At 75.8% G+C, this 24,955-nt stretch carries 16 protein-coding genes; 8 read left to right on the forward strand and 8 right to left on the reverse strand.

All coding sequences use genetic code 11. The features are described from left to right. Positions 1–132: 132 nt before the first annotated feature. From KIN34_RS01745 to KIN34_RS01760, 4 genes are all read right to left on the reverse strand, one after another. Positions 133–6,033: a carboxypeptidase regulatory-like domain-containing protein gene (locus KIN34_RS01745; protein WP_214345992.1), complete on the reverse strand. Its 5,901-nt coding sequence runs from the start codon at positions 6,031–6,033 to the stop codon at positions 133–135. Between the two features lie 96 nt (positions 6,034–6,129). Beyond that, complete coding sequence (locus KIN34_RS01750; RefSeq protein ID WP_214345993.1) at positions 6,130–8,652, reverse strand: carboxypeptidase-like regulatory domain-containing protein; 2,523 nt, start codon at positions 8,650–8,652, stop codon at positions 6,130–6,132. Between the two features lies 1 nt (position 8,653). Then, on the reverse strand, positions 8,654–10,885 hold the full coding sequence (locus KIN34_RS01755) for a carboxypeptidase regulatory-like domain-containing protein (protein ID WP_214345994.1): 2,232 nt from the start codon (positions 10,883–10,885) through the stop codon (positions 8,654–8,656). Next, positions 10,882–11,448, reverse strand: a complete 567-nt coding sequence (locus KIN34_RS01760) for a Pvc16 family protein (protein ID WP_214345995.1) — start codon at positions 11,446–11,448, stop codon at positions 10,882–10,884. The genes KIN34_RS01755 and KIN34_RS01760 overlap by 4 nt, the downstream gene beginning before the upstream one ends. A 158-nt stretch (positions 11,449–11,606) precedes the next feature. Between KIN34_RS01760 and KIN34_RS01765 the strand changes: the two genes are divergently transcribed. The 3 genes from KIN34_RS01765 (at position 11,607) to KIN34_RS01775 (ending at position 17,539) form a co-directional block, all read left to right on the forward strand. Continuing rightward, positions 11,607–13,610, forward strand: coding sequence for an AAA family ATPase (locus KIN34_RS01765; protein ID WP_214345996.1), 2,004 nt, complete (start codon positions 11,607–11,609; stop codon positions 13,608–13,610). A 135-nt stretch (positions 13,611–13,745) separates the two neighbouring features. Next, positions 13,746–17,057: an eCIS core domain-containing protein gene (locus KIN34_RS01770; protein ID WP_214345997.1), complete on the forward strand. Its 3,312-nt coding sequence runs from the start codon at positions 13,746–13,748 to the stop codon at positions 17,055–17,057. Beyond that, a complete protein-coding gene (locus KIN34_RS01775; protein ID WP_214345998.1) occupies positions 17,054–17,539 on the forward strand; it encodes a type III secretion system chaperone family protein in 486 nt (161 codons plus the stop codon). Before KIN34_RS01770 ends, KIN34_RS01775 begins: the two co-directional genes overlap by 4 nt. A gap of 6 nt (positions 17,540–17,545) precedes the next feature. Here KIN34_RS01775 and KIN34_RS01780 read toward each other — a convergent pair whose 3' ends face one another. Both KIN34_RS01780 and KIN34_RS01785 read right to left on the reverse strand, forming a co-directional pair. Next, positions 17,546–17,935, reverse strand: coding sequence for a DUF4280 domain-containing protein (locus KIN34_RS01780; protein ID WP_214345999.1), 390 nt, complete (start codon positions 17,933–17,935; stop codon positions 17,546–17,548). A gap of 28 nt (positions 17,936–17,963) precedes the next feature. Continuing rightward, positions 17,964–18,461 carry a septum formation family protein gene (locus tag KIN34_RS01785; protein ID WP_214346000.1) on the reverse strand — a complete coding sequence of 166 codons (498 nt, stop codon included), beginning with the start codon at positions 18,459–18,461 and terminating at the stop codon, positions 17,964–17,966. Positions 18,462–18,658: 197 nt separating this feature from the next. On the opposite strand from KIN34_RS01785, the gene KIN34_RS01790 reads away from it, so the two are divergent. Further along, complete coding sequence (locus KIN34_RS01790) at positions 18,659–19,144, forward strand: OsmC family protein (RefSeq protein WP_214346001.1); 486 nt, start codon at positions 18,659–18,661, stop codon at positions 19,142–19,144. Positions 19,145–19,149: 5 nt separating this feature from the next. Further along, positions 19,150–19,848, forward strand: a complete 699-nt coding sequence (locus KIN34_RS01795; protein WP_214346002.1) for a hypothetical protein — start codon at positions 19,150–19,152, stop codon at positions 19,846–19,848. 33 nt (positions 19,849–19,881) lie between these two features. On the opposite strand, the gene KIN34_RS01800 is transcribed toward KIN34_RS01795, so the two are convergent. After that, entirely contained in the window at positions 19,882–20,874 is a 993-nt protein-coding gene (locus tag KIN34_RS01800) for an aldo/keto reductase (protein WP_214346003.1), read from the reverse strand. Positions 20,875–20,923: 49 nt separating this feature from the next. Between KIN34_RS01800 and KIN34_RS01805 the strand changes: the two genes are divergently transcribed. From KIN34_RS01805 to rocD, 3 genes are all read left to right on the forward strand, one after another. Further along, on the forward strand, positions 20,924–21,418 hold the full coding sequence (locus tag KIN34_RS01805; protein WP_214346004.1) for a hypothetical protein: 495 nt from the start codon (positions 20,924–20,926) through the stop codon (positions 21,416–21,418). Positions 21,419–21,618: 200 nt separating this feature from the next. Next, positions 21,619–22,449 (forward strand): dimethylargininase, encoded by an 831-nt coding sequence (gene ddaH / locus KIN34_RS01810; protein ID WP_214346005.1) that lies wholly within the window; start codon positions 21,619–21,621, stop codon positions 22,447–22,449. Between the two features lies 1 nt (position 22,450). Continuing rightward, on the forward strand, positions 22,451–23,689 hold the full coding sequence (gene rocD / locus KIN34_RS01815; protein WP_214346006.1) for an ornithine--oxo-acid transaminase: 1,239 nt from the start codon (positions 22,451–22,453) through the stop codon (positions 23,687–23,689). Positions 23,690–23,755: 66 nt separating this feature from the next. Here the strand turns inward: rocD and KIN34_RS01820 are convergent, their stop codons facing one another. Further along, positions 23,756–24,901, reverse strand: a complete 1,146-nt coding sequence (locus tag KIN34_RS01820) for a CAP domain-containing protein (protein WP_214346007.1) — start codon at positions 24,899–24,901, stop codon at positions 23,756–23,758. Positions 24,902–24,955 lie beyond the last annotated feature (54 nt).

Raw genomic sequence — 24,955 nt, forward strand, 5'->3', positions numbered from 1 at the left:
CCGTCCCCCTCACCGGTCGCGCGCTGCCGATGCCGCGCAACCACCACCTTAGGGACGGGAGGTCACCGCGGTACGGGGAACGGAGCGCGGATCTCACAGAGGACCGCGCGATCGGCCGGCCGCGCCCCGGCGTCAGGGGGTCGCGGGCGGTGCCGCGGGGACCGTCACGTCGTCGTCGGAGGCGAGCCAGCTGTTGGTGCCGGTGAACTCGGCGGTGATCACGGTGGCGGCCGCGGGCTGGGCGTAGGCGCACGTCGCGACCCCCGACGCGTTGACCGCGACGTTCCCGCAGGACGGCACCGCGTTGCCGTTCGGCAGCTCGAAGCGCACGGTGCCGGTCGGCACGGCCGAGCCGACCGCGGCCTCGACCGTGGCCGTGAGCGTCCCGGTCGCCCAGGCGAGCGCCGTGGTCGTGGCGCCGCGCACCGTGACCGTCTCGGTGCCGGACTGCGACGCCGCGACGCCGGAGCTGCCGCCGTACAGCACCCGCAGGCTCACGGAGCCCAGCGGCCAGGACGTCGTGGACGCGGTCAGCGTGACCGAGCCGTCGCCGTCGAGCTGGACCGCCCCGCCCTGGTTCTGCCACTCACCGGCCACGAGGCGCTGCAGCCGCACGCTGCCGGTGCTGACCGGGTTCCCGCCGGAGGTCACCGCGGCGGTCATCGACAGCTGGTCGCCGCGGTCGACCGTCGCGGGCGCGGTGAGCGTCGTGGCCGTCGCCAGGGCGGAGAGCGTGATGGTGACGACCTGGAACGTGGCGCCCACGGGCACGGTCGTCGTCGCCGCGGGGGAGATCGTCACGTCCCAGCCCGCCGCGGTCGCCGTGACCTTGGCGCCCGTGCGAGGCAGCCACAGCGTGGTGTCGCCGCCGCCGACCGGCAGCACGACGCTGCGCGCGTCGGCCCCGCTGAGGGGCGCGACGGTCGCGGTGATCGACGCCGGCGCGTCGGCCTCGGCGCTCGTCGCCCGCAGCACCAGCTGGGTCTCGGTGACGGCGATGGTGACCACGTTCTCGTCGGGCACGCTCACGTCCTCGGCGAACGTGCCGAGGTGACCCGACGGACCGCTCACCGTCGCGGTCCAGTCACCCGCCGGGATCTGCGCGAACGTCGTCGCGTACACGCCCGCGCCCGTGCGCACCACGGGCTGGGCGGCGGGCGTCACGCTCCCGCCGGTGATGGAGACGAGGGCGCCTGTGAGGTCGCCCGCGGTGGCCGTCACCCGCACGGTGAGGGAGTACGTGCGTTCGGAGACGACGAGGTCGACGACGAGCGTCTGGCCCGACTGCAGCGTCAGCGTGCGCTGCGCGGAGAGCCCGTCGTCGGTCTCCACCGAGATCGTGTAGGTGCCTGCCGGCACGCGCGTGAACTCGTAGCGGCCGTCCACCGTGGTGGTCTCGGTCGCGGTGTCCGGGTCCGCGCCCTGCGCGAGCAGGCGCACGGTCTCGCCGTCGAGCGGGACCGAGGTGCCGTCCGCGTTCTGCTGGGTCACCGACCCCTGGACGCCGGCGCCGGGGGCCGTGATCGACACGTCGATCTGCCGCACGTCGCCCGCGATCGCGGTGACCGGCACGACGAGCGGCGCGACGCCCTCGCCGGAGATGTTCAGCGTGTAGGTGACCGGCTGGAGCGCCGTGAAGACGTACACGCCCGCGGTCGGGGTACACGTGGACGAGGGTGCGGAGGTCGGCGTGCACGTCGGGCTGATCGCCGGCACGACGACGTCGCCCGACCGGTAGGTGAGCGTCATCGTCAGCCCGTCGACCGGGCCGGCGGTGTCGGTCGCGAAGACCTGCACGGAGCCCGGCTGGGCCTGCATGACGACGTCCGCGGTCCGGGTCAGGGCGTCGGGGCCGGCCGACGAGGCCGGGATCGCGACCTGCACCGGCGCGGTCTGCGTGTACCCCTCGAGCTCGGCCTCGACGTCCCACGTCCCCTGGCGCAGGCCGGGCTCGGCCTTGGTGCCGGTGAGCGTGAAGGCACCCGTCGGGGAGCTCACCGAGAAGTCCTCGGTGCCCTTGGTCGCCGTGACGACGGCGCCCGGGACGTCGCGCCGGGTGCCGTACACGTCGGCCTGCACCCGTCCGACGATCGTGCCCAGCCGCTCGACGAGCACCGGGATGGCCGCGGTGCTGCCCGCGGGGACCGCGACCTGCGCGTCGAAGAGCTCGAAGCCCGCGGCGCGCACCTCGACCCGGTAGGAGCCGGCCGGGACCGCGCCGAAGTCGACCACGTTGGACCCGGGCGGGGTGTCGAGCGTCGTCGTCGCCCCCGTGCGGTGGACGGTGACGGTCGCGTTCTCGACCCGGTCCGGGTCGGCCCCGTCGTCGGCGCCGTCCGCGGTCACGAGCGAGAGCCGCAGCTGCCCGTCCTGGACCAGGGAGAAGGCCACGGGCGGCACGGCCTCGGGGGCCGTCGGCACGTCGAACTCCACCGTGTCGCTGGTGTACCCCGGCAGGGACGCGACCAGCTCGTAGTGGCCGGGACGGATCAGCCGGCCGCCGAGCGGGTCCTCGGCCTGCGCCGAGTCGGACCACAGGAGCGCGGAGCCCGAGCGGGTCACGGAGATCTGGCCCGTGCCGGGCGGCGCGGTGACCACGTCGAACCGGAGCTGGCTCGCGTTGGCCGGCACCGACGCCGGGTCGAACGCGATGGAGCCGGTGAAGTGCCGACCCTCAGGCTGCAGCTCGATCAGCAGCGGGTCCAGCGTCGAGACGTCGCTCGCCTGGTACGTCCGGTAGCCGGTCCTGCTCACCGTGACGTCCATCTGCGACTGGATCAGCGGCAGGTAGATGGTGCCGCCGCCTCCCGTGCAGGGCCGGACGGTGCACACCCGGAAGCTGCCGTCGCTCTCGGTCTCGAACGGGCCGGCCGTGTCCCGCAGCGGCGTCAGCCCGTCGTACCCGACCGCGCCGGACACCGTGACCAGCGCCTGCGCGACGGGGCTCGGCACCCCGGCGCCCAGGTAGGTCACCACCGTGCCCTCGACCCCGCCGACGGGCGAGGACAGCACCACCTGCGTCTGGATCTCCTGGTTCAGGCCGACCGAGACGTTCCCCTGGTCGCCCGTGGACGAGCCGAGACGCGCCTCGACGCGGTAGATCCCCGAGCCGAGGGACGGGATGCGGGCCAGCCCCTGCTTGTTGGCCGTCACCTTGGCGGACGCGTCGCCGTCCGCGTCGACCACCCAGACCTGCGCGCCCTCGGCGGGCAGGACCGAGCCGGTCGAGGTCGACGCGAGCACGTTGACGAACAGCACGCCGAGGCGGTCCAGCGTCCAGTCGACCCGGCGCACGTCGCCGGGCGTGAGCGTCGCGGTGACCTTGTCGGGCCGCACGAACTCGCTCCCGGCCGGCGGCACCACGTACACGTCGTACGCGCCCGACGAGAGGCGGTTGATCTCGTACCCGCCGTTCACCCCGAGGAAGGCGCAGGCGCCCGCGTCGCTCGCGCAGGACCCGGCGACGTCGCCCTCGGTGCACGGGTCGTCGCCCGGCGCGTCCGCTCCGCGGTCGACCGCGACGACGCACGTCCCCGCCGGCACCACGCCGACGCGCGCCGAGACCGAGCCCACGATCGACGGCGAGGGGTAGAGCGCGACGGTCGCCGCCTCGACGGTCTCGCCCATCGGGACCTGCACGGTCACGCTGCCGGGCTCGTAGCCGGGGACCGTGATCCGCAGGTGGTACAGCCCCGGGTAGAGCCCGCCGCCGCCCGCGGCCGGGAGCTCGTACGGCGCGTCAGGGCTCGCGGTCACCTTGAGCGTCGACGGGTCCTCGCCCGGCGGCCGGACCGTCGTGGTGACGGTGACCAGGCACTCCTCGTCGGGCTCGAGGTTCGCGCACGTGATGCGCGCGCCCGTGCCCGCGTCGGTGACCCGGCCCCGCACGTGCGCCGTCGCCGTGAGGCCGTCGCCCTCGAGGCGCGCGAGCTCGAGCTCGACCGGCGAGCTCTTCCCGCTGCGCACGCTGACCTGCGCGGACGCGGGCTCGTGCCCGAACGACTCCGCCGCCAGCACGTAGTCGCCCGCCGGGATGCCGTCGAGGTGGAACGAGCCCCGGCCGTCCGAGGCGGACATCGTCTTGAAGGTGCCGGCAGGACCGCTCAGCGTCAGGCCGACCGCGGCGAGCGGCGCGCCGGCGTCGTCGCGCGTCGACCCGTCGACCGTGCCGCCCAGCGAGGACAGCGCCAGGTGCAGCGTCGGGTCGGTGGCCGCCGTGAGCCGGAGCGTGCGGGTCTGGGTCGCGTAGCCGTCGGCGGAGACCGTGACCGTGTAGGTCCCGGGCACCGCGAGGTCGGGCAGCACGAACGAGCCGGGGTTGTCGCCCGTGACGGTCGTGGCCGAGCGCGCCTGGTCGCCGCGGGTCGCCGTGACCGTCACGCCGCCCAGGCCCACGCCCTCGCCGCCCGTCGACGTGGTGCCGGTGACCCAGCCGCTCAGCGTCGTCGCGCTCGCGCTCAGCCGCAGGTCCACCGACGCGGACCCCGCGGCGTCGAGCCGCACGAGCTGCGACTGGGCGCCGAGCTGGTCGGCGGACGCCGTGACGAGGTAGGTCGTCGGCGTGGACAGCCCGTCCACCTCCCACCGCCCGACGTCGCCCTCGGTGGCCGACCGAGTCGTGACCGTCGTCGTGCCGTCCGAGAGGGTGACGGTGACGCCGCCCGCCGCGCCGTCCGGCCCCGTGATGACGCCCGAGAGGCGCCCCCGGCCGGGCTCGAGCGCGACCTCGAGCGGCACCGCGGCCGCCTGCGCGCCCGTGACCCAGTAGCGCACCGTCTGGTAGCCGGGCTTGGAGAGCACGACGAGGTAGCGCCCGGTCGCCGAGAGCCCCGCGAAGGCCCAGGTCCCGTCGTCGCCCGTCACCGTGCTGCGCCGCTCGCTCGCCTCGTCGGACCGCTCGACGGGCACCGCGAGGGAGGAGACCTTGCCGACCGGCGTGTCGTCGGTCGCGACGACGGGCACCGCCTGGCCCGGTCCCGCGTCGGGGAACGCCGTCGCGCCGTCCGCGAGCGTCGCCGCGGGCATCACCTGCACCGTCACGCCGGACGGGTCGCTGGACGTCACCGCGCCCGCGACGCGCACGCCCTCGGCGTCGGCGCCCGCGTCGCCGTCGCCTGAGCCGTCGCCGGACCCGTCACTGTCACCGCCGCCTGAGCCGTCGCCGTCGGTCCCGGTGCCGGACCCGTCGCCGTCGGTCCCGGTGCCGTCGTCGCCCGGGTCGGCCGGCGCGGTCGTCCGGCCCGCCGTGGTGTCCCCCGACCCGTCGAACCGGCCCGAGACCCACGGCAGCGCGGCGGCGACGAGCCCGATCCACAGCACCGCGACGCCGATGACCGCGACCACGCGGAGGGCGCCGCCGGGCAGCAGCGGCCGGGCCGTGAACGACGCGTCGAACCGCTGCGGCGCCCGCGTCCCGGTCGCGGTCACGTGGTAGGCGCCGCGCCGCGCGTGCCCCAGCACCCGGGGCCGGCGGGTCGACGCGCGGGCGGGGATGCGCACGCTCGTGTGCGGCGGCACGTCGACCTGGTGCGCCCCGAGGCCCACCCGCACGTCGCCGGGCTCCGGCCGGGCCTCCAGCCGCACCGTCGTCGGGCGGTCCCCGGTGTTGGCGAGCACCACCTGCACGCGACGGCTGCGCACGGCGCGCGCGTCCGCGGGCTCGACCGTGAGGACCAGGTCGGAGGCCGCGTCGACGTGCACGGTCGCGTCCACGTACGCGGTCCGACGAGCGCCCGCGGGCTCGCGGGACTCGACCTGCACGACGAACGGGTAGTCACCGCCGGCGGCGCCGACCGGCGGCGTCACCGGCAGCTCGACGGTCACGGTCGCGTCGGCGGGGACCGCCGGCACGGCGACGGGCACGGGCGGCCAGCCGCTCTCGAGGCCCAGCACGGTCACGACGAGGTCGAGCGGTCCGGTGCCGACGTTGCGGGCGTGCACCCGCAGCGTGGCGACCGCGCCCGGCGCGGCGTGCGCCCCCGGCTCGGCGAGCAGGGACACGGCAGGGCGGCGCCGCTGCGGGGCCTCGGCCATGGTGTCCTCCGGTCGCTCGGTGCGGGGCTGGTCGGTCAGGTGGTGGTTCGGTCAGGTGGTGGTTCGGTCAGGTGGTTCGGTCAGGTCGTCGTTCGGTCAGGTGGCGGGCACCCGGATGTTCACGGTCCCGTGCTTGCTGGCCTCGAGCGTCAGCGGTCGCGACGTCGCCAGCACGGCGCCGTCCTGCGTCACGCGGACCTCGAGGATGTAGTTCTCGGGGGCGTCGACGTCGTCGAACGCGTAGTACCCGTCCTCGTCGGCGGTCGTCGTCCGCACCGGGCCGGCGGCCGTGCCGTACTCCGACGCGCGGTAGAGCAGCACCGCGACGCCGCCCGCTCCCCCGCTGCTCGTCGTCACGCGGCCGCCGATGCTCGCCGGCGCGACGAGCTCGATCGGGATCTCGCGCCGCTCGGCGGCCTCGAGCACCACGATCTCCGAGGTCGCCCGCGTGCCGGACCGCGCGAACGTGACGGTGTAGGTCCCGGGGTCCAGGTCGTCGACGACGTAGTACCCGGCCTGGTCGGCGGGGGTGGACGCGGTCCAGACCACGCGCTCGTCGGCGCCGGAGCTGACCGTGACCTTGACGTTCCCGACCGGCACCGCGTCCTCGTCGAGCGCCGGCGGCTGGGTGACGACGCCGAACACGCTCGCCCGCGCGGACCGCATGGTCGCGTCGACCGCGTCCGCGGCGGGCGCGCCCGCCGTCACGCTGCCGAACGCGTCGACGGCGACCGAGAGGACCTGCGACTGCAGGTCGGCGCGCGCGAACGTCACCGTGTACGTGCTCGGGACCCGCAGCCCGGACAGCGACCACGTGCCGACCGGGTCGGTCGACTGCGTGACGGTCTGCAGGGTCAGCGCGCCGTCCGTGACGGTCACCGACACCCCGCTCGCGTCGCCGCCGGGCACGCTCACCCGGCCCCCGAGCGTCGCCTCGTCGCGGCCGAGCACCACCGCGACGCCCGTGAGCGCCTGGCCGGCGGTGAGGGTGAGGTTCTGCGTGGCGGGCGCGTAGCCGTCGGCCTGCACGACGACGGTGTAGGTGCCGGGCGTCGGCAGCCCGCGCAGCACGAACGACCCGACCTGGTCCTGCGTGAGCGTCACGGTCTCGACCACCACCTGCCCGCTCGTCGCGACCACGGTGGCGCCGCCGATCCCGCCGTCGAACCCGGTGACGGACCCGGCGATCGACCCGTCGCCCTGCAGCAGCGCCAGCTCGATGCCCGTGCGGTCCTCGCCGGCGGCCACGTCGACGCGCTGCACGGTGCTCGCGAAGCCCTCCTTGGTGACCACCAGGTCGAACACCCCGGGCGACGGCAGGTCCGGGACCTCGAACGTGCCCTCGGCGCCGATCGGCACGCTGCGCACCACCGCGCCCTCGGCGCCGGAGGTCGACGGCGCCTCACCGGGCTCGGTGGGCACCACGCCCTCGAGCGCGCCGGTGTCCAGGGGCATCTGCACGGTCAGGGTCGCGCCCGCGACGTCGTCGCCCTCGACCTCGCCGCTCACCGTCGCGGGGACGCCGCCGACGACCACCGCGAGGCCGGTCACGGCCTGGTCGACCGCGACGGTGACCGGCACCGCGTCGGCCTGGGTCGGCGCGGCCGGGTACCAGGTCTCGTCGAAGCCCGCACCGCTCACGCGCAGCGTGTAGTCGCCCGCGGGTAGCCGGGCCAGGACGAATGTGCCGTCCTCGGCGGTCGCGGTGGTCAGCAGGGGCGCCGCCGGGTCCGCGCCGAACGCCTCGACCGAGACGTCCGGCACCACCGCGCCGGTCGAGATGTCGACCACCGAGCCGGCGAGCGAGGACGTCCCCGTGGCCGTGGTGTCCTGGCGCGCCTGCGCGACCTGGAGCGCGAGGTCGCGGTCGGCCGCCGAGCGCCCCACGACCGAGCTCAGCGCGATCGTGATCACGACGGCGAACACCGTGACCGCGAGCAGGAGCCCCAGGAGACCGAGCAGCCCGCGCGCCAGGCGCGGCTTCTGCACGAAGACGCCGGCCGCCGCGGGCGGGCTGTCCGGGGGCGGCGCCAGCGGTCCGTCGAGCCGCAGCTCGAACGGCCGCAGCACCGGGTCGCCGAGCCACGGCCGCTTGGCGCGCGCCTGCAGGGCGAGCGAGACGCTGCTCCCGGGCGGGAGGCTGAACTGGGCCGGGGTGAACCGGAACGCGGTGCGCGCCTCCGGGTCGCGCGCCACCACGCGGCCGTGCTGCACGGTGTTGCCGGCGTTGTGCACCAGCACGGAGAACACGGCGGCCGAGCCCGCGGTGACCGTCGGCGGGTCCAGGGTGACCGTGGCCCGGGACGCGGCCGGCACGTCGAGCACGACCTCCTCGACGGCCACCAGCGAGGCGTCCGCGACGTCGCGCACCTGCACCGCGAACCGTCGGTCGCCCGCGGGGACGCCCTCGGGCAGCGTGACCGTGACGGCGACCGCGCTCGTCTCGCCGGGGAACAGGCGCAGGTCGGGCGGGTCGACCCGCACCCAGGACGGGTCCGCGCCGAGCACCCGGACGTCGTAGCCCGCGATGAGCTCGCTGGGGTTGCTGACCGTGACCACCAGGGTCACGGGCGACCCGGAGGAGGCGACCGCCCGCCGCGGCTCCACGTCGACGCGCACGTCAGCCCCCCACCCGGACGTCGCACGTCACGCGGCCGCCGCCGGTCACCGTGGCGACCGTCGTCGCGACCACCTGACCGTCGACGGTGACCGTCACCGTGTAGACGCCGACCGGCAGGTCCGGCAGGACGTAGCGGCCCGCCTCCGAGCCGCCGTCGCCCGCGGTCGTCGTGGTGGTGTGCACCGTGGCGCCGTCGGTCGCGGAGACGGTCGCGCCGACGAGCCCCGAGCCGGCCCGCGTGACCCGTCCCTCGAGGCCGCCGAGCGCGGAGGACAGCGTGGCGGTGACGGGATCCGCCGGGCCGTCCGCTGGGATGGTGACCGGGAGGGTCACGGCGACGTACCCCGCCTTGCTGAACGTCAGGGTGACCGACGAGCCGGCCTCCAGCCCGGTGAGCGTGAAGGCGCCGACGTCGCCGGCCGTCAGGCTCGTCGTCGACAGGCCGCCGGACGCGCCGCCGACGGTGATCTCGACGCCGCCCAGCCCGTCGCCGCCCGAGGAGAGCACACGGCCGGTCACGGTGCCCGTGCCGCCCGCGAGCGCGACGGCCAGGTCCGTGCGCAGCTCGCCCGGGCCCAGGTCCACCACCGCGGTCGTCGTGCTGAAGCCGTCCTTGCTGAACGTCAGGACGTACGTGCCGGGCGTCGGGAGGTTGGGCAGCACGAACGTGCCGACCTCGCCGACGGTCGGCGTGCCGACCTCGACCGTCTTGCCGGCGATGGTCGTCGAGACGGTGACGCCGCCGAGGGCCGACGAGCCGTCGGTCACCGTGCCGGAGATCGCGCCCGTGCCCGCGCCCAGCCGCACGTCGAGCGCGAACCGCTCCTGCCCGCCCAGCACGCGCTCGGTCGTCGTGCTCGGCACGTACCCCTCCGCCACGAACGTGAGCTCGTAGGTCCCCGGCGCGGGCAGGTCGGTGAACGTGTACGCGCCGGACGCGTCGGCGGTGGTCTCCCACAGCTGCGTCGGGTCCGCGCCGCTCCAGCTCGGGCGCGCGGTCACCTCGACCGTCACATCGTCGTCCGGGTCGCCCGTCTCGACCGTCCCGGACAGGGTCGCGGGGTCGCCGGTCACGACGAGGTCGGCGCCGTCGGTCACCTCGCTCGCGACCGCGGTCACCTCCTTCGCGCCGGCCTCCGAGCGGGCGGACGGGTGCCACGCCTCGTCGTACCCCTCGGCCTGCACCCGCAGCAGGTAGCCCCCGGGGAACAGGCCGGACATCGTGTACGTCCCGTCGGCCTGCGTCGCGGCCGACGAGACCTCGACGAGGCCGTCGCGGCCGTGCCGCAGCGCGACCACGGTGAGCCGGCCGACCCCCTCGTCGTCCGCCGCGCCGCGGACGGTCCCGGTGAGCGTCGCGCCCACGCCGGCAGGCAGCGGGCCGTCCTTGGGCAGCGCGCCCGAGGGCGCGGGGCCGTCGACGGGAGCCGTGCCCTCGGCGGGCGCCGCGCCCTCGGCCGGCGCCGCCGCGAAGAACGACGCGGGCGCGACCTTGGTGTACGGGTCCGTGCCGAGCACCTGGCGCATCCCGAGCAGGAACGCGAGCGCCCACAGCAGGATGATCGCGAGCAGCACCAGCGCGGTGACCAGGCCGCGGCTGAACGTGGACCGCTGGCGCAGCACCAGGTCGAGCGACCCCTGCGCGCCGGGCGCCTCCGCGAGCAGGGTGACCGGCCGGTCCTGGTCGGAGCCGAGCAGCTGGCGCGGGCCGCGCACCAGCACGGTCGCGGTAGCCACCGCGCCCGGCGGCACGGTGAGCGTCGACGGCACGACGCTGGAGCGCACCGTGCGGTCCCGTGCCGCCGTGCGCAGCGCGACGTCGAGCGGGACGTTGCCGTCGTTGCGCACCTCGACGGGGAAGCCCGCGCGCCCGCGCGTGCGGACCACCGACGGGGTCGCGTCGAGCCGGACGTGCGGGTGCGCCGGGACCACGATGTCGACGTCGTGGTACGCCTCGCGCCCGCCCGCGGCGTGACCGCTCACGACGAACGTCACGGGGTAGGTCCCGGCGGGGAACGTCTCCGGCAGCCCGACCGTCAGCGTGAGCGCGCCGGCCGCGTCCGGGAACAGCGCGAGCGCGGGCGGCTCGGCGCGCACCTGCGCCTCGGGCACCCCCAGTGCGCGCACCGAGAGGGACTCGATGACCGCCGAGGTGTTGACGACCTCGAGCGGCACCACACCGGTCCCGCCGGGCGGCAGGTCCAGCCGCTCGACGGTGCTGCTGACCCTCATGGGCGGGCGCCCAGCCGGGAGGTGACGGGCTCGACGGTGACGACCTCCGGGGGCGCGACCTGCCAGTCGTACGCGTCCGCGGCGACCGTGACCGTCAGCGTGAAGGACGCCTTGAGGTGCCCGCCGAGCGAGGACCACAGCTCGCGCGGACGGTTGACGTCGTCTGCCGCGAGCGCGAGCTGGACGGGCGACGACGGGGGCCGCTGCAGGTGCTCGGCGGGCAGCACCTGGTGCGCCAGGAGCCGGGTCAGGACGTCGCCCAGGAGCGAGTGCTCGTCGCGGGGCGCGCCCGCCCAGGCGCTCACCAGGTAGCTCAGCTCGACCATCGGCAGCGCGAAGCGGCGCTCGACGCGGCCGTCGGCACCGGGCCGGGACTGCGCGGGCCGGGGCGGCTGCGGGCTGCGGCTGACCTGGTACAGGAACAGGTTCACGGTGAGCCGGTTGACCGTGGCCGACCACGTGCTCGACGGCGGGTCGAAGGACACGTCACCGGTGTCGACCGGCAGCGGGAGGGTCGCGCGCAGCAGTCGCTCGAGCCCGTCGTCGATGGTGGGGATCAGCATCAGCGCCCTCCCCCTTTCGGCGTTCCTCGGCGGCGACCTTCCCGCGCGCGAACGGCGCCTGGCGTGCCAGGGCTCCGAACGCTACGGCGCACGCGCGGGCGCGAGCATCGGTAATCGCTACCGATGTTCGCCCGGCCGGGCGTGCGTACCGTTCCCGCATGACCACCAGCGCGGTGCCCGACGAGACCAGCGCCCGGCCCGACGAGCGGACGGCGACCCCCGAGGGCGCCGACCCCCGGTCCGGCGCCGCGGCCCGCGTGCGCGCCGCGCTGGCCACCGCGGTCGGCCGGCGCAGCGCGCTGGGCGCGCCGCAGCCCGCGCTCGCCGACGCGCTCGCGGCGCTCCAGGCGGACGCAGCAGGCCTCGGGGCGACCGACGTCGCCCTGGCCGAGGTCGCCGACCTGTTCGGCCTCACCGGCACCCAGGCCGAGGTCCTGGCGGTGGCGCAGCTGCCCGACGTGCACCCGTCGGGCCACCTGCTGACCGGCCTGCTCTCGGGCGACACGGGCGCCGCGCGCCCCACCGTCGCGCTCGCGCTCGAGCTCGCGGGCCGCTCGGTCGCCGACCCCGCCGCGCGCGCGCTCCTCGACGCCGCCGGCCGGCTGCGCCGCACGGGTCTGCTCGAGCTCGACGGCGACGACGCCCTCACCGCCCGGCGGCTGCGCCTGCCGGACCGCGTCTCCGCCCGGCTCCTGGGCGTGCTGACGCCGCCGCCCGGCGTGGACCGCCTGCTCGTCGACCCCGTCCCCGCCGACGCGCCCGGGGTCGAGGAGGTCACGGCCGCGCTCGCGGCGGGCGAGCCCCTGGTCTGGGTGCACGCGCCGCTCGGCACGGCGGGCAGCGCGGTCGCGGTGGGCGCGTGCCGCGCGCTCGACGTCGACGTGCTGGTCGCCGACCTGGAGCGGCTGCCCGCCACGCCGGCCGCGCCGCTCGACCCGCTCGTCGTGCGCGCCGCCGTGCGGGACCTGGTGCTGGAGGCGGGCCTCACGGGCGCCGTCCTGGTGCTCGCGGGCGCCCACCTGGCCGGCCCCCACCTGGTCGAGACCGACCGCGCCGCGGTGCCCGTGGTCGCGGTCGGCCGCGGCGCGTGGGACGCCCACTGGGGGCTGCCCCTGCCGCCGTCGGTGCAGGCCGGCCGCCTCACCACCACCGACCGCGCCGCGCAGTGGGACCGGCTGCTGGGGCCGGGCGTCGCGACGCGGGACGTGCTCGCCCTGCGCCTGACGCCCGAGCAGATCACCACCGTCGCGCGCCGTGCGGTCGCGGACGCGGCGCTCGTCGGGCAGGACGCACCGGACGCGACGACGGTCCGCGCGGCCGCCCGCCGGCTGTCCACCAGCGGGTCGTCGCGCGCCCGCTCGTCGGGCACGCCCGCGAGCCTGGACGACCTGGTGCTGCCGGACCGGACCCGGCGCGAGGTCGAGCGGCTGGTGGGCTGGGTGCGGGACCGCGACGACGTGCTGGCGCTCGGCGACCTGCACGGCAAGGGCGGCAAGGGCACCGGCATCTCCGCGCTGTTCAGCGGCAGCCCGGGCACCGGCAAGACGCTCGCGGCGCACGTCCTGGCCGACTCGCTCGGGGCGGACCTGTTCCAGGTGGACCTGTCCGCGGTGGTGGACAAGTACATCGGCGAGACGGAGAAGAACCTCGAGCGGGTGTTCGGCCAGGCCGAGTCGCTCGGTGCCGTGCTCTTCTTCGACGAGGCGGACTCGCTGTTCGGCTCCCGCTCGGCGGTCAACGACGCGCGGGACCGCTACGCCAACCAGGAGGTCTCCTACCTGCTGCAGCGCATGGAGGCGTCGGAGGGCGTGACCATCCTGGCGACCAACCTGCGCGGCAACCTGGACCCCGCCTTCGCGCGGCGCCTGCACTTCATGGTCCACTTCCCCGACCCCGACGAGGCCACGCGCGCCCGGCTCTGGCAGCACCACCTGGACCAGCTGCCGACGACGGACCCCGCCGACCCCGTCGACGTCCCGCTGCTGGCCCGCGCGCTCGAGCTCGCCGGCGGCGACATCCGCAACATCGTGCTCGCCGCCGCGTACGACGCGGTCGCCGAGCGCCGCTCGGTCGGCATGCGCGACGTGCGCACCGCCGCGGACCGCGAGATCGCCAAGCTGGGCCGCCGCGTCGGCCACCCGGACTGGCCCGAGCCCGCCTGACCTGCGCATCCGGGTGAACCGTGGCACCTGCGTAGCGATTGCCGATGCCGGACGGGCGGTGGCCGCGCCAGGCTGGGCCTCGACGGACGTGGGTCAGCGCGTCCGCGCGACCGGCCCGTTCCCCCGGAGGCCCGCATGAGCTCGCACCACGCACGCGTCCCCGTCGCGACGACGGAGCAGGCGGCACCCGTCGCCGCGCCCGAGGTCGAGCCCGTCCGCCGCGCGGTGCCGAGCGCGCTCGCGCCCGCTGCGGTCCCCGGTCTGGCGAGCCCGCCGGCCGCCGGCCTGACCGTCGGGCACGCGGCGGACCCGGCCGAGCGCGCCGCCGACGAGCTCGCGGACCGCGCGCTGGGCCGGCTGCGCTCGTCGTCGGACGGCACGGGCGACGCGAGCGAGCCCGACGCGCACCGGCACGACCCGGGGTGCGGACACCTGCGTCGCTCGACAGACACACGCACAGACACAACCACAGCCGCAGCCACAGACACAGACACCGCACCCGCCGCGAGCGTCGGGCTCGAGGGCGGCGACCTGGACGCGGCGACGAGCCGGCGCATCGAGTCGCGGCGCGGCGGCGGGGCGCCGCTGCCGGGCGCGGTCCGGCGGCGCATGGAGACGGCGTTCGGCACCGGGCTCGGGCACGTGCGCGTGCACGACGGCCCGGAGGCCGCAGGGCTGTCCGCCGCCGTCTCCGCCGAGGCGTTCACCACGGGCTCGGACATCTTCTTCGGTGCCGGTCGCTTCGCGCCGGGCTCCGCGGACGGCGAGAAGGTCCTGGCGCACGAGATCGCCCACGTGGTGCAGGAGGGGCCGGCCACCGTCCGCCGCTGGCCGTGGAGCAAGAAGAAGACGCCCGAGGAGCAGGCCGCGCAGGAGAAGGCCAAGGCGGACGAGAAGGCCAAGGCGCAGGCCGTCAAGCAGAGCAAGCTCACGGAGAAGTCCGAGAAGAAGCAGCTCTCCGAGTCGCGCGAGGTCGGGGTCGCGGGCCGCGCCCAGATGCAGGAGGACCTGTACTCGGGCACCGGGCCGGACACCGCCGGCACCACGCAGACCACCGCGAACGGCACGTTCACGCAGCTCACGTCCGGTGCGGGCGCGCAGATGACCGACCTGTACAAGCTCATGGACACCGCGCGGGCCCGCGAGGTCGAGGTGTTCGCCGAGATGCGGGACAAGAAGCTCGGCGGCTCCGACGCCCAGCGCGCCAAGCTCGCCTACAAGCAGGTCTGGTACGTCGAGTTCCCCCAGCTCACGCACGTGCGCCCCGCGCGCGAGACCGACGCCGAGGTGCTCGTCGCCCAGGTCCGTCAGGTCCGCGGCGAGGCCGCGGCGGGCGAGTCCGCGGCAGCGGTCGACGAGGCGACGACGAAGGAGCGCATGCTGCCCAAGAAGGTCGAGGTGCTCTACGACCGGATGGTCGTCGAGCTCGCGGACCTCATGGCGGCCGACCCCGAGGCGAGCGAGGTCCTCGCGACCGACGAGGCGCGCGAGAAGGTGCTGGCGAGCGTGGACGCCAAGGTCCTGGCCGACGTGCCGCCCAAGGACGGGCCGCTCGACATGGCCGCGTGGGCCGCCGCGGCGGAGCGCGGGAAGGCGCGCAAGCGGCAGGCCGACCGGGACGCGGCCAACGTGCAGGCCAACCTCATGCTGCTCGACCCGACCCAGCGCGTCGGACCGCAGCAGCAGGAGCAGGCGCCCGTGGGCAAGGGCGCGAGCGACGCGATGGAGAAGGTGGGCACGTACGGCGGCTACGCGACGAAGGCGGTCGACAAGGTCGGCGGCGGCATCGCGGGCAAGATCGGCAGCGGGCAGGACAAGGAGCTCCGCAAGGACCTGCCCAAGGACGGCGACAAGGATCCCAAGTCGCCCGTGCCCGGCTTCCTGGACCCCCTGGGCGTCGGCGCGGCGTACACGAGCGGCGCCAAGGCCGACTCCATGCGCACGAAGGGCCAGCGCGACATCGTCGAGAAGGACCTGCCGACCTCCGACGCGACCAAGGCGAAGGAGGGCATCGGCAACGTCACGGCGATCCTCACCTCGCTCATCGGCGCGGTGCAGTCGGCGCTCGGCATGGCGCAGCAGATCGAGGCGTCCTGGAAGACCAAGGACCCCTACGAGGGCCTCAAGGCCGCCAAGTCCGGCTCCGCCGCCCTCAGCGGGCTGGTCACGGCAGCCAAGGAGACCGCCAACCTCGCCAAGACCATCGACGGCGGGGTGGCCGCCGGCGTGAAGTCGGTGATCCCCGGCCTCGACATCGCCACCGCCGCGCTCGCCATGGTCAGCGGCGTCACCGACGTGGCGACGACGGGCATGCGGCAGCGCGAGACCGACAACACGCTCTTCGAGGCGCGCGCCGGCTCCACCGACAAGGTGAACGTGGCGGTCTACCCGCTCATGAAGGTCTCGCAGGTCTACACCAAGCAGCTCGAGAAGAACTGCTGGTGGCTGGGCGCCTCGATCCTCGACTTCAGCCTCTCCATCGCCCAGGTCGCGAGCGCGGGCGGGTTCGGCATCCCGGCCGCGATCAAGGCCTCCGCCGCGGTGGTCAACAAGCTCCACGACCTGGGCCACTACATCGCCGACAAGGTGCTCGCCGCGCAGGCCAAGCGCGCCGAGAAGGAGTCGTCGGTGCAGCACCTCGAGGGCGCGGCCGAGGACGAGCTCAAGAAGCACCCGAAGATGGCGGTGGACGGCCTGATCATGCGGGCCGCGCAGGGCGACGCGGTCGCGATCGCGTTCCTGGGCAACTACCGGATCGAGGGCAAGCCGATCACCAAGGACTACCTCGCGCAGATCAAGCCCAAGCCGCTGACCCCGTTCGACCCGAACAACCCGAACGCGGGCGACGACAGCGGCTCCGAGGACGGCCTGCTGCTCAAGGTGCGCGCCGCGGTGCTCGCGGGCATGGACGTCGAGTCCGACCCGCAGAGCGTCTACGACGACCTGAAGTCGCAGGTCGACGCGGTCGCCGGCAAGGGCGGCGCCCTCAAGGACGCCTGGCAGGAGTCCGGCGACCTGCGCACCCAGCGCAACGACCTGGCCGGCAAGGGCGGGCTGGGCGCGAACCAGAAGTCCGACCGCGGCATCTTCTGGCAGCTGCGGATGACGCTCAGCAGCGAGAAGCGCCAGAAGCTCAAGAACCGCACGCAGGCCTACGCCGAGGGGGTCGAGGCGCTGCCGCAGGGCGTCGCGTGCGCGGTCGGCAGCCACGAGCTCAAGCTCGACGCGACGCCGGTCGAGATGAAGCAGTTCTCCGACACCATCACCGCCGCCGAGATCGAGGCCGAGCTCACCCGCACGCCCCGGCGCAACAGCCCCGAGTGGGTCGCGTTCCTGCGCGACGCGCTCAGGGCGAAGAAGGCCGAGGAGAGCGCCGCGAAGAGCGGCGCGAAGCAGCCCGTGGGTGCCGGTGCCCCGTCGATCGGGTCGCACCGGGGCGGCGCGTGAGCGGGCTGACCGAGGACGACCTGTTCTACGCGCGGGTCGTCGCGGCCTTCGTCGACGCCGGCCGCGACGTCGTGCCCGACGCTGCGGCGCGCACGCTCGACGTCCGCGACGGCGACGGCGCACCCGTGCTCGTCGTCGTCCGTCCCGCGGCGCGCACCGTCACGCTGTACGCCTCCCACCTGCACCGCGTCCCGTCCGACGAGCGTGCGCGGGTAGCCGACCTCGTGGTGCGGGCCACGAGCGACCTGTTCGTCGCGACGCTCGACCTGGACACGCGCACGGGGGTGGTCAGCGCCCGGCACGCGCTCGCGCTGGGTGAGGTGGAGCCGCCCGACGACGCGCTCGTCGGGCTCGTCGTCGCCGCGCTCGAGGAGGTCGGGACGACGATCGCGCGGTACGCCCCGGCGGTCACGGCCGTGCTCGCGGGCACCGAGCCGGCGACCGCCGCGGCCGACGTGCTGCGCGCCGACCTCACCGCGTAGCCGCGCTCAGCCCTCGAGCGTCTTCGTCGAGCCGGGGTTGAGGATCTGCACCACGCCGCCGAACGCGCACACGCACTGCGCGCCCAGGGTCAGGGCGGGGATGCCGCCGATCATCGTCTGCGCGGCCCCGCCGACCCACCCGCTCGTCGCGGGGACGCACGGCATCGGGGTCAGCACGCCCAGGGCGGCAGCGGTCGCCGTCGCGACCGCCGGGTTCGCGAGCGAGGTGCACATGCCGAACGTCGGGATGTTCACCAGCGGGGTCGCGTCGAGGATCGTCGCGGCGAGCTTGCCCTCGATCATGACGCGGTTGGTCGGCAGCACGTTGAGCGTCGCGGGCGCGACGCCGAACGAGCACTGCATCATCGCGGTCGCCGCCGCTGCCGGCTTGCCCATGCCGTTCTCCTCCCCGAGGGTCCTGCGGTCACCAGCCCGTGCCGGCGACGGACTGGGACAGCTGGGACCCGGTCGTCGTGACGAAGCACAGGGCGTCGCGGTCGGCGTTCTGCTCCCAGCCGCGCGGCGACGGGACCAGGTAGGTGAAGTAGAGCGAGGAGTCGCGGTAGTCGACCCCGACGTAGTCCTGGAACTGCTCGGCGCAGGCGCCGTCGGCGAACGTCGTGAGCGCGTCCGCGCCGGGGAACGTGTCCGGCGTCGTGCCCGTGGCGGGGTCCGTGTACGTGACCCGCGCGTAGGCCTCCTGCTCGTGCGGCTCGGTGCACGGGACCGCGGGGAGCTCGGTGAGCTCGACCGTGATCTCCTCCGGCACGCGGAAGCACTGGCCGGCCTCGACGTCGAACACCGAGACGCCGTCCGTCTCGTCGTCCTGACCGAACAGCGAGCAGCCGCCGACCAGCACGACGACCGACGCGCCGAGCAGACCGACCGCCGCCGCACGCGCGACGGGGCCCCGGGTCCGCACCCGACCTCGCACCCGACCCTCCCCACCACGACCGTCGACGACCGCCCGGGCGACACCCCGGGCCCGGTCAGCGTAGTCAGCCCCGGGGCGCCCCCCATCCGTAGTCGTTGCGCAATCCGGCGCGGGAGCGCCGGACCACCACCCCGCCGCGCCGGCCAGCCGGTGCCCCCTCGTCGGACGCGTGCGAGGATCGCGACATGACGAACCAGACGACGGCCGAGGAGACCTCCGCCGGGGCCGACGCGGCGCGGGAGGCACCCGCGAACGCCGCGGGCACCCGCCTGTGGGTCGAGCGCACCGGCACCAGGCGGTACGTGGGGCGCAGCTCGCGCGGCGCACGGGTGGAGATCGGTGACATCTCCTACGACGAGGCGTTCACCCCCGGCGAGCTCCTGAAGATCGCGCTCGCGGGCTGCAGCGGGCTCTCGGCCGACGCCGCGATGGCGCGCCGGCTGGGCGACGACGTCGACGTGACGATCGAGGTGGGCGGGCTGGCCGACGAGGCCGAGGACCGCTACCCCGCGCTCGCCGAGCGGCTCGTCGTCGACCTGTCCGGGCTCGAGCCGGACGCACGCGACCGCCTCCTGACCGTCATGCACCGCGCGATCGACCAGCACTGCACCGTCGGGCGCACGCTGCAGGCCGGCGCGCAGGTCGAGCTGACCGTCGTCGGGGAGCGCTGAGCGCCGTGCCCCGGCTCGTCGAGGAGGCCCTGGCCCGGGCGGTGCAGCTGCCGTCCTCCGCGGTGCACGCGCACGTCGAGAAGGTCCGCCGGCGCAACCCCGACGCGTCGCCCGAGCAGCTGGTGCGGCTCCTCGAGAAGGAGTACCTGCTCGTCGTGGCGAGCACGGGCGGCGCCGTGGGCGCGGCCGCGGCGGCCCCGGCGGTCGGGACGGGCGTGGCGCTCGTGCTGACCGCGAGCGACGTCGCGACGTTCTTCAGCGCCTCGGCCGCGTACGTGCTGGCCGTCGCGTCGGTGCACGGCATCGAGGTGGAGGACAGCGAACGACGACGTGCGCTGCTGCTCACCGCGCTGCTGGGCGACTCGGGCACCAAGGCGCTCGAGGACCTCACCGGCGTGGGCGGTGCGCGCATGGCGCGGCTGCTGATGACCCGGCTGCCCATGGCGACGGTGAAGAAGGTCAACTCGACCCTCACCCGCCGCATGGTGCGGGCCCAGCTCGCCAAGCAGACCGGCCTGTTCTTCGGCCGCCTGCTGCCGTACGGCGTCGGCGTGGTGGTGGGCGCCGCCGGCGGTCGCGCGCTCGGGCGTCAGGTGATCACGGGGGCACGCAAGGCGTTCGGCCCGGCACCGCTCGCGTTCCGCGACCCGCTCGAGCTCGCGCCGTCCGACCCCCGCGTCATCGAGCCGTCCCCCGACGCCTGAGCCCGCTGCTCAGCGCCGACGCGGCCCGCGCGGTCACCAGCGCTCGTGGACGTGCGCGCGGATGTGGTCGTCGTAGACCGCCTCGAGCGCGGACAGCGTCGGGGCGGCCAGCGGGGACAGGTCCGCCGCGGCCGCGTTGCCGCGTGCCTGCGCGGGGGTGCGGGCCCCCGGGATCACCACGGAGACGCCCGGCTGGTCGACGATCCAGCGCAGCGCGAGCTGAGCGGTCGTCGCCCCCTCGGGCGTGAGCCCCGCGACCTGGCGGGCCGCCGCGACGCCGACCTCGAACGGCACGCCGGCGAACGTCTCGCCCACGTCGAACGCCTCGCCGTGCCGGTTGAACGTGCGGTGGTCGTCCGCCGCGAAGGTCGTCTGCTCGTCGTACTTGCCGGAGAGCAGGCCGGACGCGAGCGGCACGCGCGCAATGATCCCGACCCCCGCCTCCACGGCCGCGGGCAGGACCCGCTCGAGCGGCTTGCGGCGGAACACGTTGAGGATGATCTGCACCGACGCGACGTTCGGGCGCGCGATCGCCGCGAGCGCCTCCTCCACCGTCTCCACCGAGACGCCGTACGCGGCGACCCGGCCCTCGTCGACCAGCGTGTCCAGCGCGTCGTAGGTCGCGTCCCGGTCGAGCACGGCGCTCGGCGGGCAGTGCAGCTGCACCAGGTCGAGGGTGTCCACGCCGAGGTTCTCGCGGGAGCGGTCGTTCCACGCCCGGAACGCGTCGAGCGTGTACGCCTCGGCGACGTGCGGGTCCGCCCGGCGGCCCATCTTGGTCGCGACCGTCAGGCCGGCGGCGCCGCCGCCGCGCTCCGCGACGAACCGGCCGACGAGCCGCTCGGAGCGCCCGTCGCCGTACACGTCGGCGGTGTCGAGGAACGTCACGCCGGAGTCCACGGCCGCGGACAGGATCTCCAGGGCGGTGTCCTCGCCGACGTCACCCCAGTCCGCCCCCAGCTGCCAGCAGCCCAACCCGATCACTCCGACGGACCGACCGGTCCGGCCCAGCACGCGCGTCTCCATGGTCCGAGGTTAACGTCGGATCACGCCGTCCCCCACCGAGGAGGTGCCCGTGCGCGCAGCACGTGCGACCGCGTCGCTCCCCCTGCCCGTCGACGAGGCGTGGCGCCTCCTGGTCGACGCGCGTCACCACGCCCGGTGGATCCCGCTGACCACCGTCACGGCGAGCGGCGACCCCGCCCTCGGCGTCGAGATCCGCGCGGTCTCGGCCGGGGGCGTCCTCGGCGGGTTCGTCGACCGGATGCGGATCGACCGGCTCGACCCGCCCGTGGCCGGGCGGGCCCGCGTCGCCGTGTTCACCAAGCTGGGGCCGGTCCTCCTGGGCCGCGCGCTGATCGCGGTGCGCGCAGGTGCCGACCGCCCGGGGCCGGGCGGCACGGCGGGCGGCACGAACGTGCTCTGGATCGAGGACGTGCACCTCGCCGGCCCGCTGCCGCGCGCCCTCACCCGCGCCCTGCTCAAGGTCCCCCTGACGCTCATGATGCAGCTCGCGCTGCGCGCGGCTCGTCGCGAGGCCGAGGCGGCGTCCCCGCCGCAGGCCGACTAGCCCCGCGCACCCGCGGGCCCGCGCTCGCGCAACGGATCGTCGCCGCGCTCGCCTTCCACGCAACGGATCAGGCCCGTGTGCGCAAGAGCCGTTGATCGGTTGCGCCGGAGCGACCTCCTAGGCTCGGAGATGGCGCGCCCGGGGCCACGAGCCCGGGGTGCGACGACCGTGAAACCACGAGCGACCGCCCGAGGAGTGCGATGACCCCGAGCACGGCACCCGGCAGGACCGACCGCCACTACCTGATGTGCGAGCCCGTCCACTACACGGTCTCCTACGAGATCAACCCCTGGATGGACCGGACGCGCCACACCGACGTCGACCTCGCGCTGCGGCAGTGGCGCACGCTGCGCGACACGTACGTCGACCTGGGCCACCGCGTCGAGACGATCGACCCCGTGCCCGGGCTGCCGGACATGGTCTACGCCGCCAACGGCGCCACGGTCGTGGACGGCACGGTCTACAGCGCGCGGTTCCGGTACCCCGAGCGGCAGCCCGAGGGCCCCGCGTACCAGAAGTGGTTCGCGGACCGCGGGTACGTCACGCACACCGCCGCGCAGGTGAACGAGGGCGAGGGCGACCTGCTGGTCGTCGGCTCGATGGTCCTGGCCGGCACCGGGTTCCGTACGGAGCGCGCGGCCCACGCCGAGGCGCAGGAGCTGTTCGGCCGGCCCGTGATCAGCCTCGAGCTCGTCGACCCGCACTACTACCACCTGGACACGGCGCTGGCCGTGCTCTCGTCGGACCCCGCCGCCCCGCAGGTCGCGTACTACCCGCCGGCGTTCAGCGCGGGCAGCCGCGCGGTCCTGCGCCAGCTCTTCCCGGACGCCGTCCTGGCGACCGACGCCGACGCCGTGGCCCTGGGGCTCAACGCCGTCTCGGACGGCGAGAACGTCGTCGTCGCCCCCGGCGCCCGCGACCTCGCGGCGGCGCTGCGCGAGCGGGGCTACACGCCGATCCCCGTGGACACGAGCGAGCTGCTCAAGGGCGGCGGCGGCGCGAAGTGCTGCACCCTCGAGATCCGGTCCTGACATGACCGCCGTCGCGGGCGCGGCGACCCCGAGCCGCTCGGCCTCGGGCTCGGCCCTCGCGCCCAACTACGCTCCCCTGCCGGTGACCCTCGTCGCGGGCGAGGGCGCGTGGGTGACCGACGACGCCGGCCGCCGGCACCTCGACCTGCTCGCCGGCTACTCGGCGCTCAACTTCGGCCACCGGCACCCCGCCCTCGTGGCCGCCGCGCACGCGCAGCTCGACCGGCTGACGCTCACCAGCCGCGCGTTCGACCACGACCTGCTCGAGCCGTTCGCCCGCGCGCTCGCCGGTCTCGTCGGCCCGCTCGTCGCACCCGGGCGCGACGCGCTGGTGCTGCCGATGAACACCGGCGCGGAGGCGGTGGAGACCGCGATCAAGGCCGCGCGCAAGTGGGGCTACGAGGTCAAGGGCGTGCCGGCCGACCGGGCGACGGTCGTCGTCGCGCACGGCAACTTCCACGGCCGGACCACCACGATCGTGTCGTTCTCCGACGACCCGGACGCGCGCGACGGCTTCGGGCCGTTCACCCCGGGCTTCCGGGCGGTGCCGTTCGGCGACGCCGCGGCGCTGCGGGCGGCGATCGACGAGACCACGGTCGCGGTGCTGCTCGAGCCCGTGCAGGGTGAGCACGGGGTCGTCGTCCCGCCCGCCGACTACCTGCCCTCGGTCCGCGCCGCCTGCGACGAGGCCGACGTGCTGCTGGTCGCCGACGAGATCCAGTCCGGCCTGGGCCGCACCGGGCGCACGCTCGCGTGCGAGACGTGGGGCGTCCGGCCGGACCTGGTCACGCTGGGCAAGGCGCTCGGCGGCGGGATCCTGCCCGTCTCCGCGGTGGTGGGGCGGGCCGACGTGCTCGGGGTCCTGACGGCCGGCACGCACGGGTCGACGTTCGGCGGGAACGCGCTCGCGTGCGCGGTCGGCCTGGCGGTCGTCGACCTGCTGTCACCGGGGGACGTCCAGGCCGCCGCCGCCGAGCGCGGCCGCGAGCTCGGGACCTGGCTCGACGCGCTGGTCGCCGACGGCCTGCTGACCGGCTACCGGCGGCTCGGGCTGTGGGCGGGCCTCGACGTGCCGCACGGCACCGGCCGGGCCGCGTGCGAGGCGATGCTGCGCGAGGGCGTCCTGGCGAAGGACACGCACGGCCGCACGCTGCGCGTCGCACCGCCCCTGACGATCACGCCCGACGACCTCGCCGAGGCTCTCGCACGCACCGCCCGCGCGCTGCGCTCGCTGGGCTGACCGGACGACTCAGGGCTGACCGGACGACTCAGGGCTGACCGGACGACTCAGGGCTGACCGGACGACTCAGCGGAAGAGGACCGCCCCGAAGAGCCAGCCGCTCTGCAGCGCCGCGCCGACGTCCATGGTGCTCACGTCGGTGCGGCGCATCTGCGCGTCGTGGCTCGACGAGTGCGACCAGGCCTGGACCAGGTAGCTCGGGTCCGCGCTGCCCGCGCAGCCGACGATGTTGTCCCGGCCCGAGTGCCAGATGCCGCCCGCCGTGCCCATGTCGAGCGCGTGCCCGACGAGCGAGCCCGACCGCACCACGGCGAGCCGCGCGAGCCCGAGCGAGGCGCGGTAGGCGTTGATCGCGGCGCCCAGCGAGGACGTGCTGGCCTCGCTCGCGCCGGGGCCGCCCGTGCCGGTGCAGACCAGCCCGCCCTGCGGGATCGTCGGCGTCGCGGACGGCGGGGTGGTGCCGGTGTCCTGCCGCCTGTCCTGCTGCGTGTCCTGCTGCGCCCGCTCCCGCGCCGCCCGCTCGGCCTCCGCGCGCTCGGCGGCCAGGCGTCTCGCCTCGGCCGTGCGCCATGCCTTCTCGGCCGCGGTGGCGGCGTCCGCGGGCCCGACGAGGCCGGCGCGCGCGTCCCGCAGCGACGCGAGACTGGCGCGCTCCGAGCGCGCGACCGCGCGTGCGTGCCGGATCGCCGTCCGCAGCTCGTCGGCCGCGTCGCCCGCGTGCCGCGCGTGCCACAGGGTGTCCGCGGCCTCGTCGGCGGCCGCGGTGAGCCGGTCGACCTCCGCCGCGTGCTCGGCCGTGTACGCCGCGACGTCCGTCCGCGTGCCGGAGGTGGCGGGCCGGCTGGCCGCCAGCACGGCGTCGACGCGCGTCCGGGCGAGCTGGGCATCGGCCTGGGCCGCGACCCTCGCGGCGGCCTCGTCGAGCCGGGCGCGCTCGGCCTGCTGCTGGACGGTCCACCCGGCCGTGCCCGCGACCGCGAGCCCGACGAGCGCCGTCACCGCGACCACCCGCACCCGCCGCGGACGCCCGGCCGGCGACACGGGTGACGCCGGGGTCGGGCTCGTCGCGGGCGCGTGGCGCTCGGGTGCCGGCCGCGGCGCGGGGACGCCGACTGCGCCGGTGGAGCCCGGCGAGCGGGCGGGGGCCGGCGGCGCGCCCGTGCCGGGGCGCTGGGTCGGGAGCTCGGGTGCGCGTGACTGCGTGCTCGGCATCGCTCGCCCTCCCGGGCCGGCCGCGCGCGCAGCCGGCTCTGGTTCGTCCGGATC

This window comes from Cellulomonas fulva (assembly GCF_018531375.1).
Classification (GTDB): domain Bacteria; phylum Actinomycetota; class Actinomycetes; order Actinomycetales; family Cellulomonadaceae; genus Cellulomonas; species Cellulomonas fulva.

Coding starts and splice junctions, on each gene's coding strand:
- KIN34_RS01745 (WP_214345992.1), bottom strand. CDS start 6,033: ATGGCCGAGGCCCCGCAGCGGCGCCGCCCTGCCGTGTCCCTGCTCGCC.
- KIN34_RS01755 (WP_214345994.1), bottom strand. CDS start 10,885: ATGAGGGTCAGCAGCACCGTCGAGCGGCTGGACCTGCCGCCCGGCGGG.
- KIN34_RS01760 (WP_214345995.1), bottom strand. CDS start 11,448: ATGCTGATCCCCACCATCGACGACGGGCTCGAGCGACTGCTGCGCGCG.
- KIN34_RS01765 (WP_214345996.1), top strand. CDS start 11,607: ATGACCACCAGCGCGGTGCCCGACGAGACCAGCGCCCGGCCCGACGAG.
- KIN34_RS01770 (WP_214345997.1), top strand. CDS start 13,746: ATGAGCTCGCACCACGCACGCGTCCCCGTCGCGACGACGGAGCAGGCG.
- KIN34_RS01780 (WP_214345999.1), bottom strand. CDS start 17,935: ATGGGCAAGCCGGCAGCGGCGGCGACCGCGATGATGCAGTGCTCGTTC.
- KIN34_RS01790 (WP_214346001.1), top strand. CDS start 18,659: ATGACGAACCAGACGACGGCCGAGGAGACCTCCGCCGGGGCCGACGCG.
- KIN34_RS01800 (WP_214346003.1), bottom strand. CDS start 20,874: ATGGAGACGCGCGTGCTGGGCCGGACCGGTCGGTCCGTCGGAGTGATC.
- ddaH (WP_214346005.1), top strand. CDS start 21,619: ATGACCCCGAGCACGGCACCCGGCAGGACCGACCGCCACTACCTGATG.
- rocD (WP_214346006.1), top strand. CDS start 22,451: ATGACCGCCGTCGCGGGCGCGGCGACCCCGAGCCGCTCGGCCTCGGGC.
- KIN34_RS01820 (WP_214346007.1), bottom strand. CDS start 24,901: ATGCCGAGCACGCAGTCACGCGCACCCGAGCTCCCGACCCAGCGCCCC.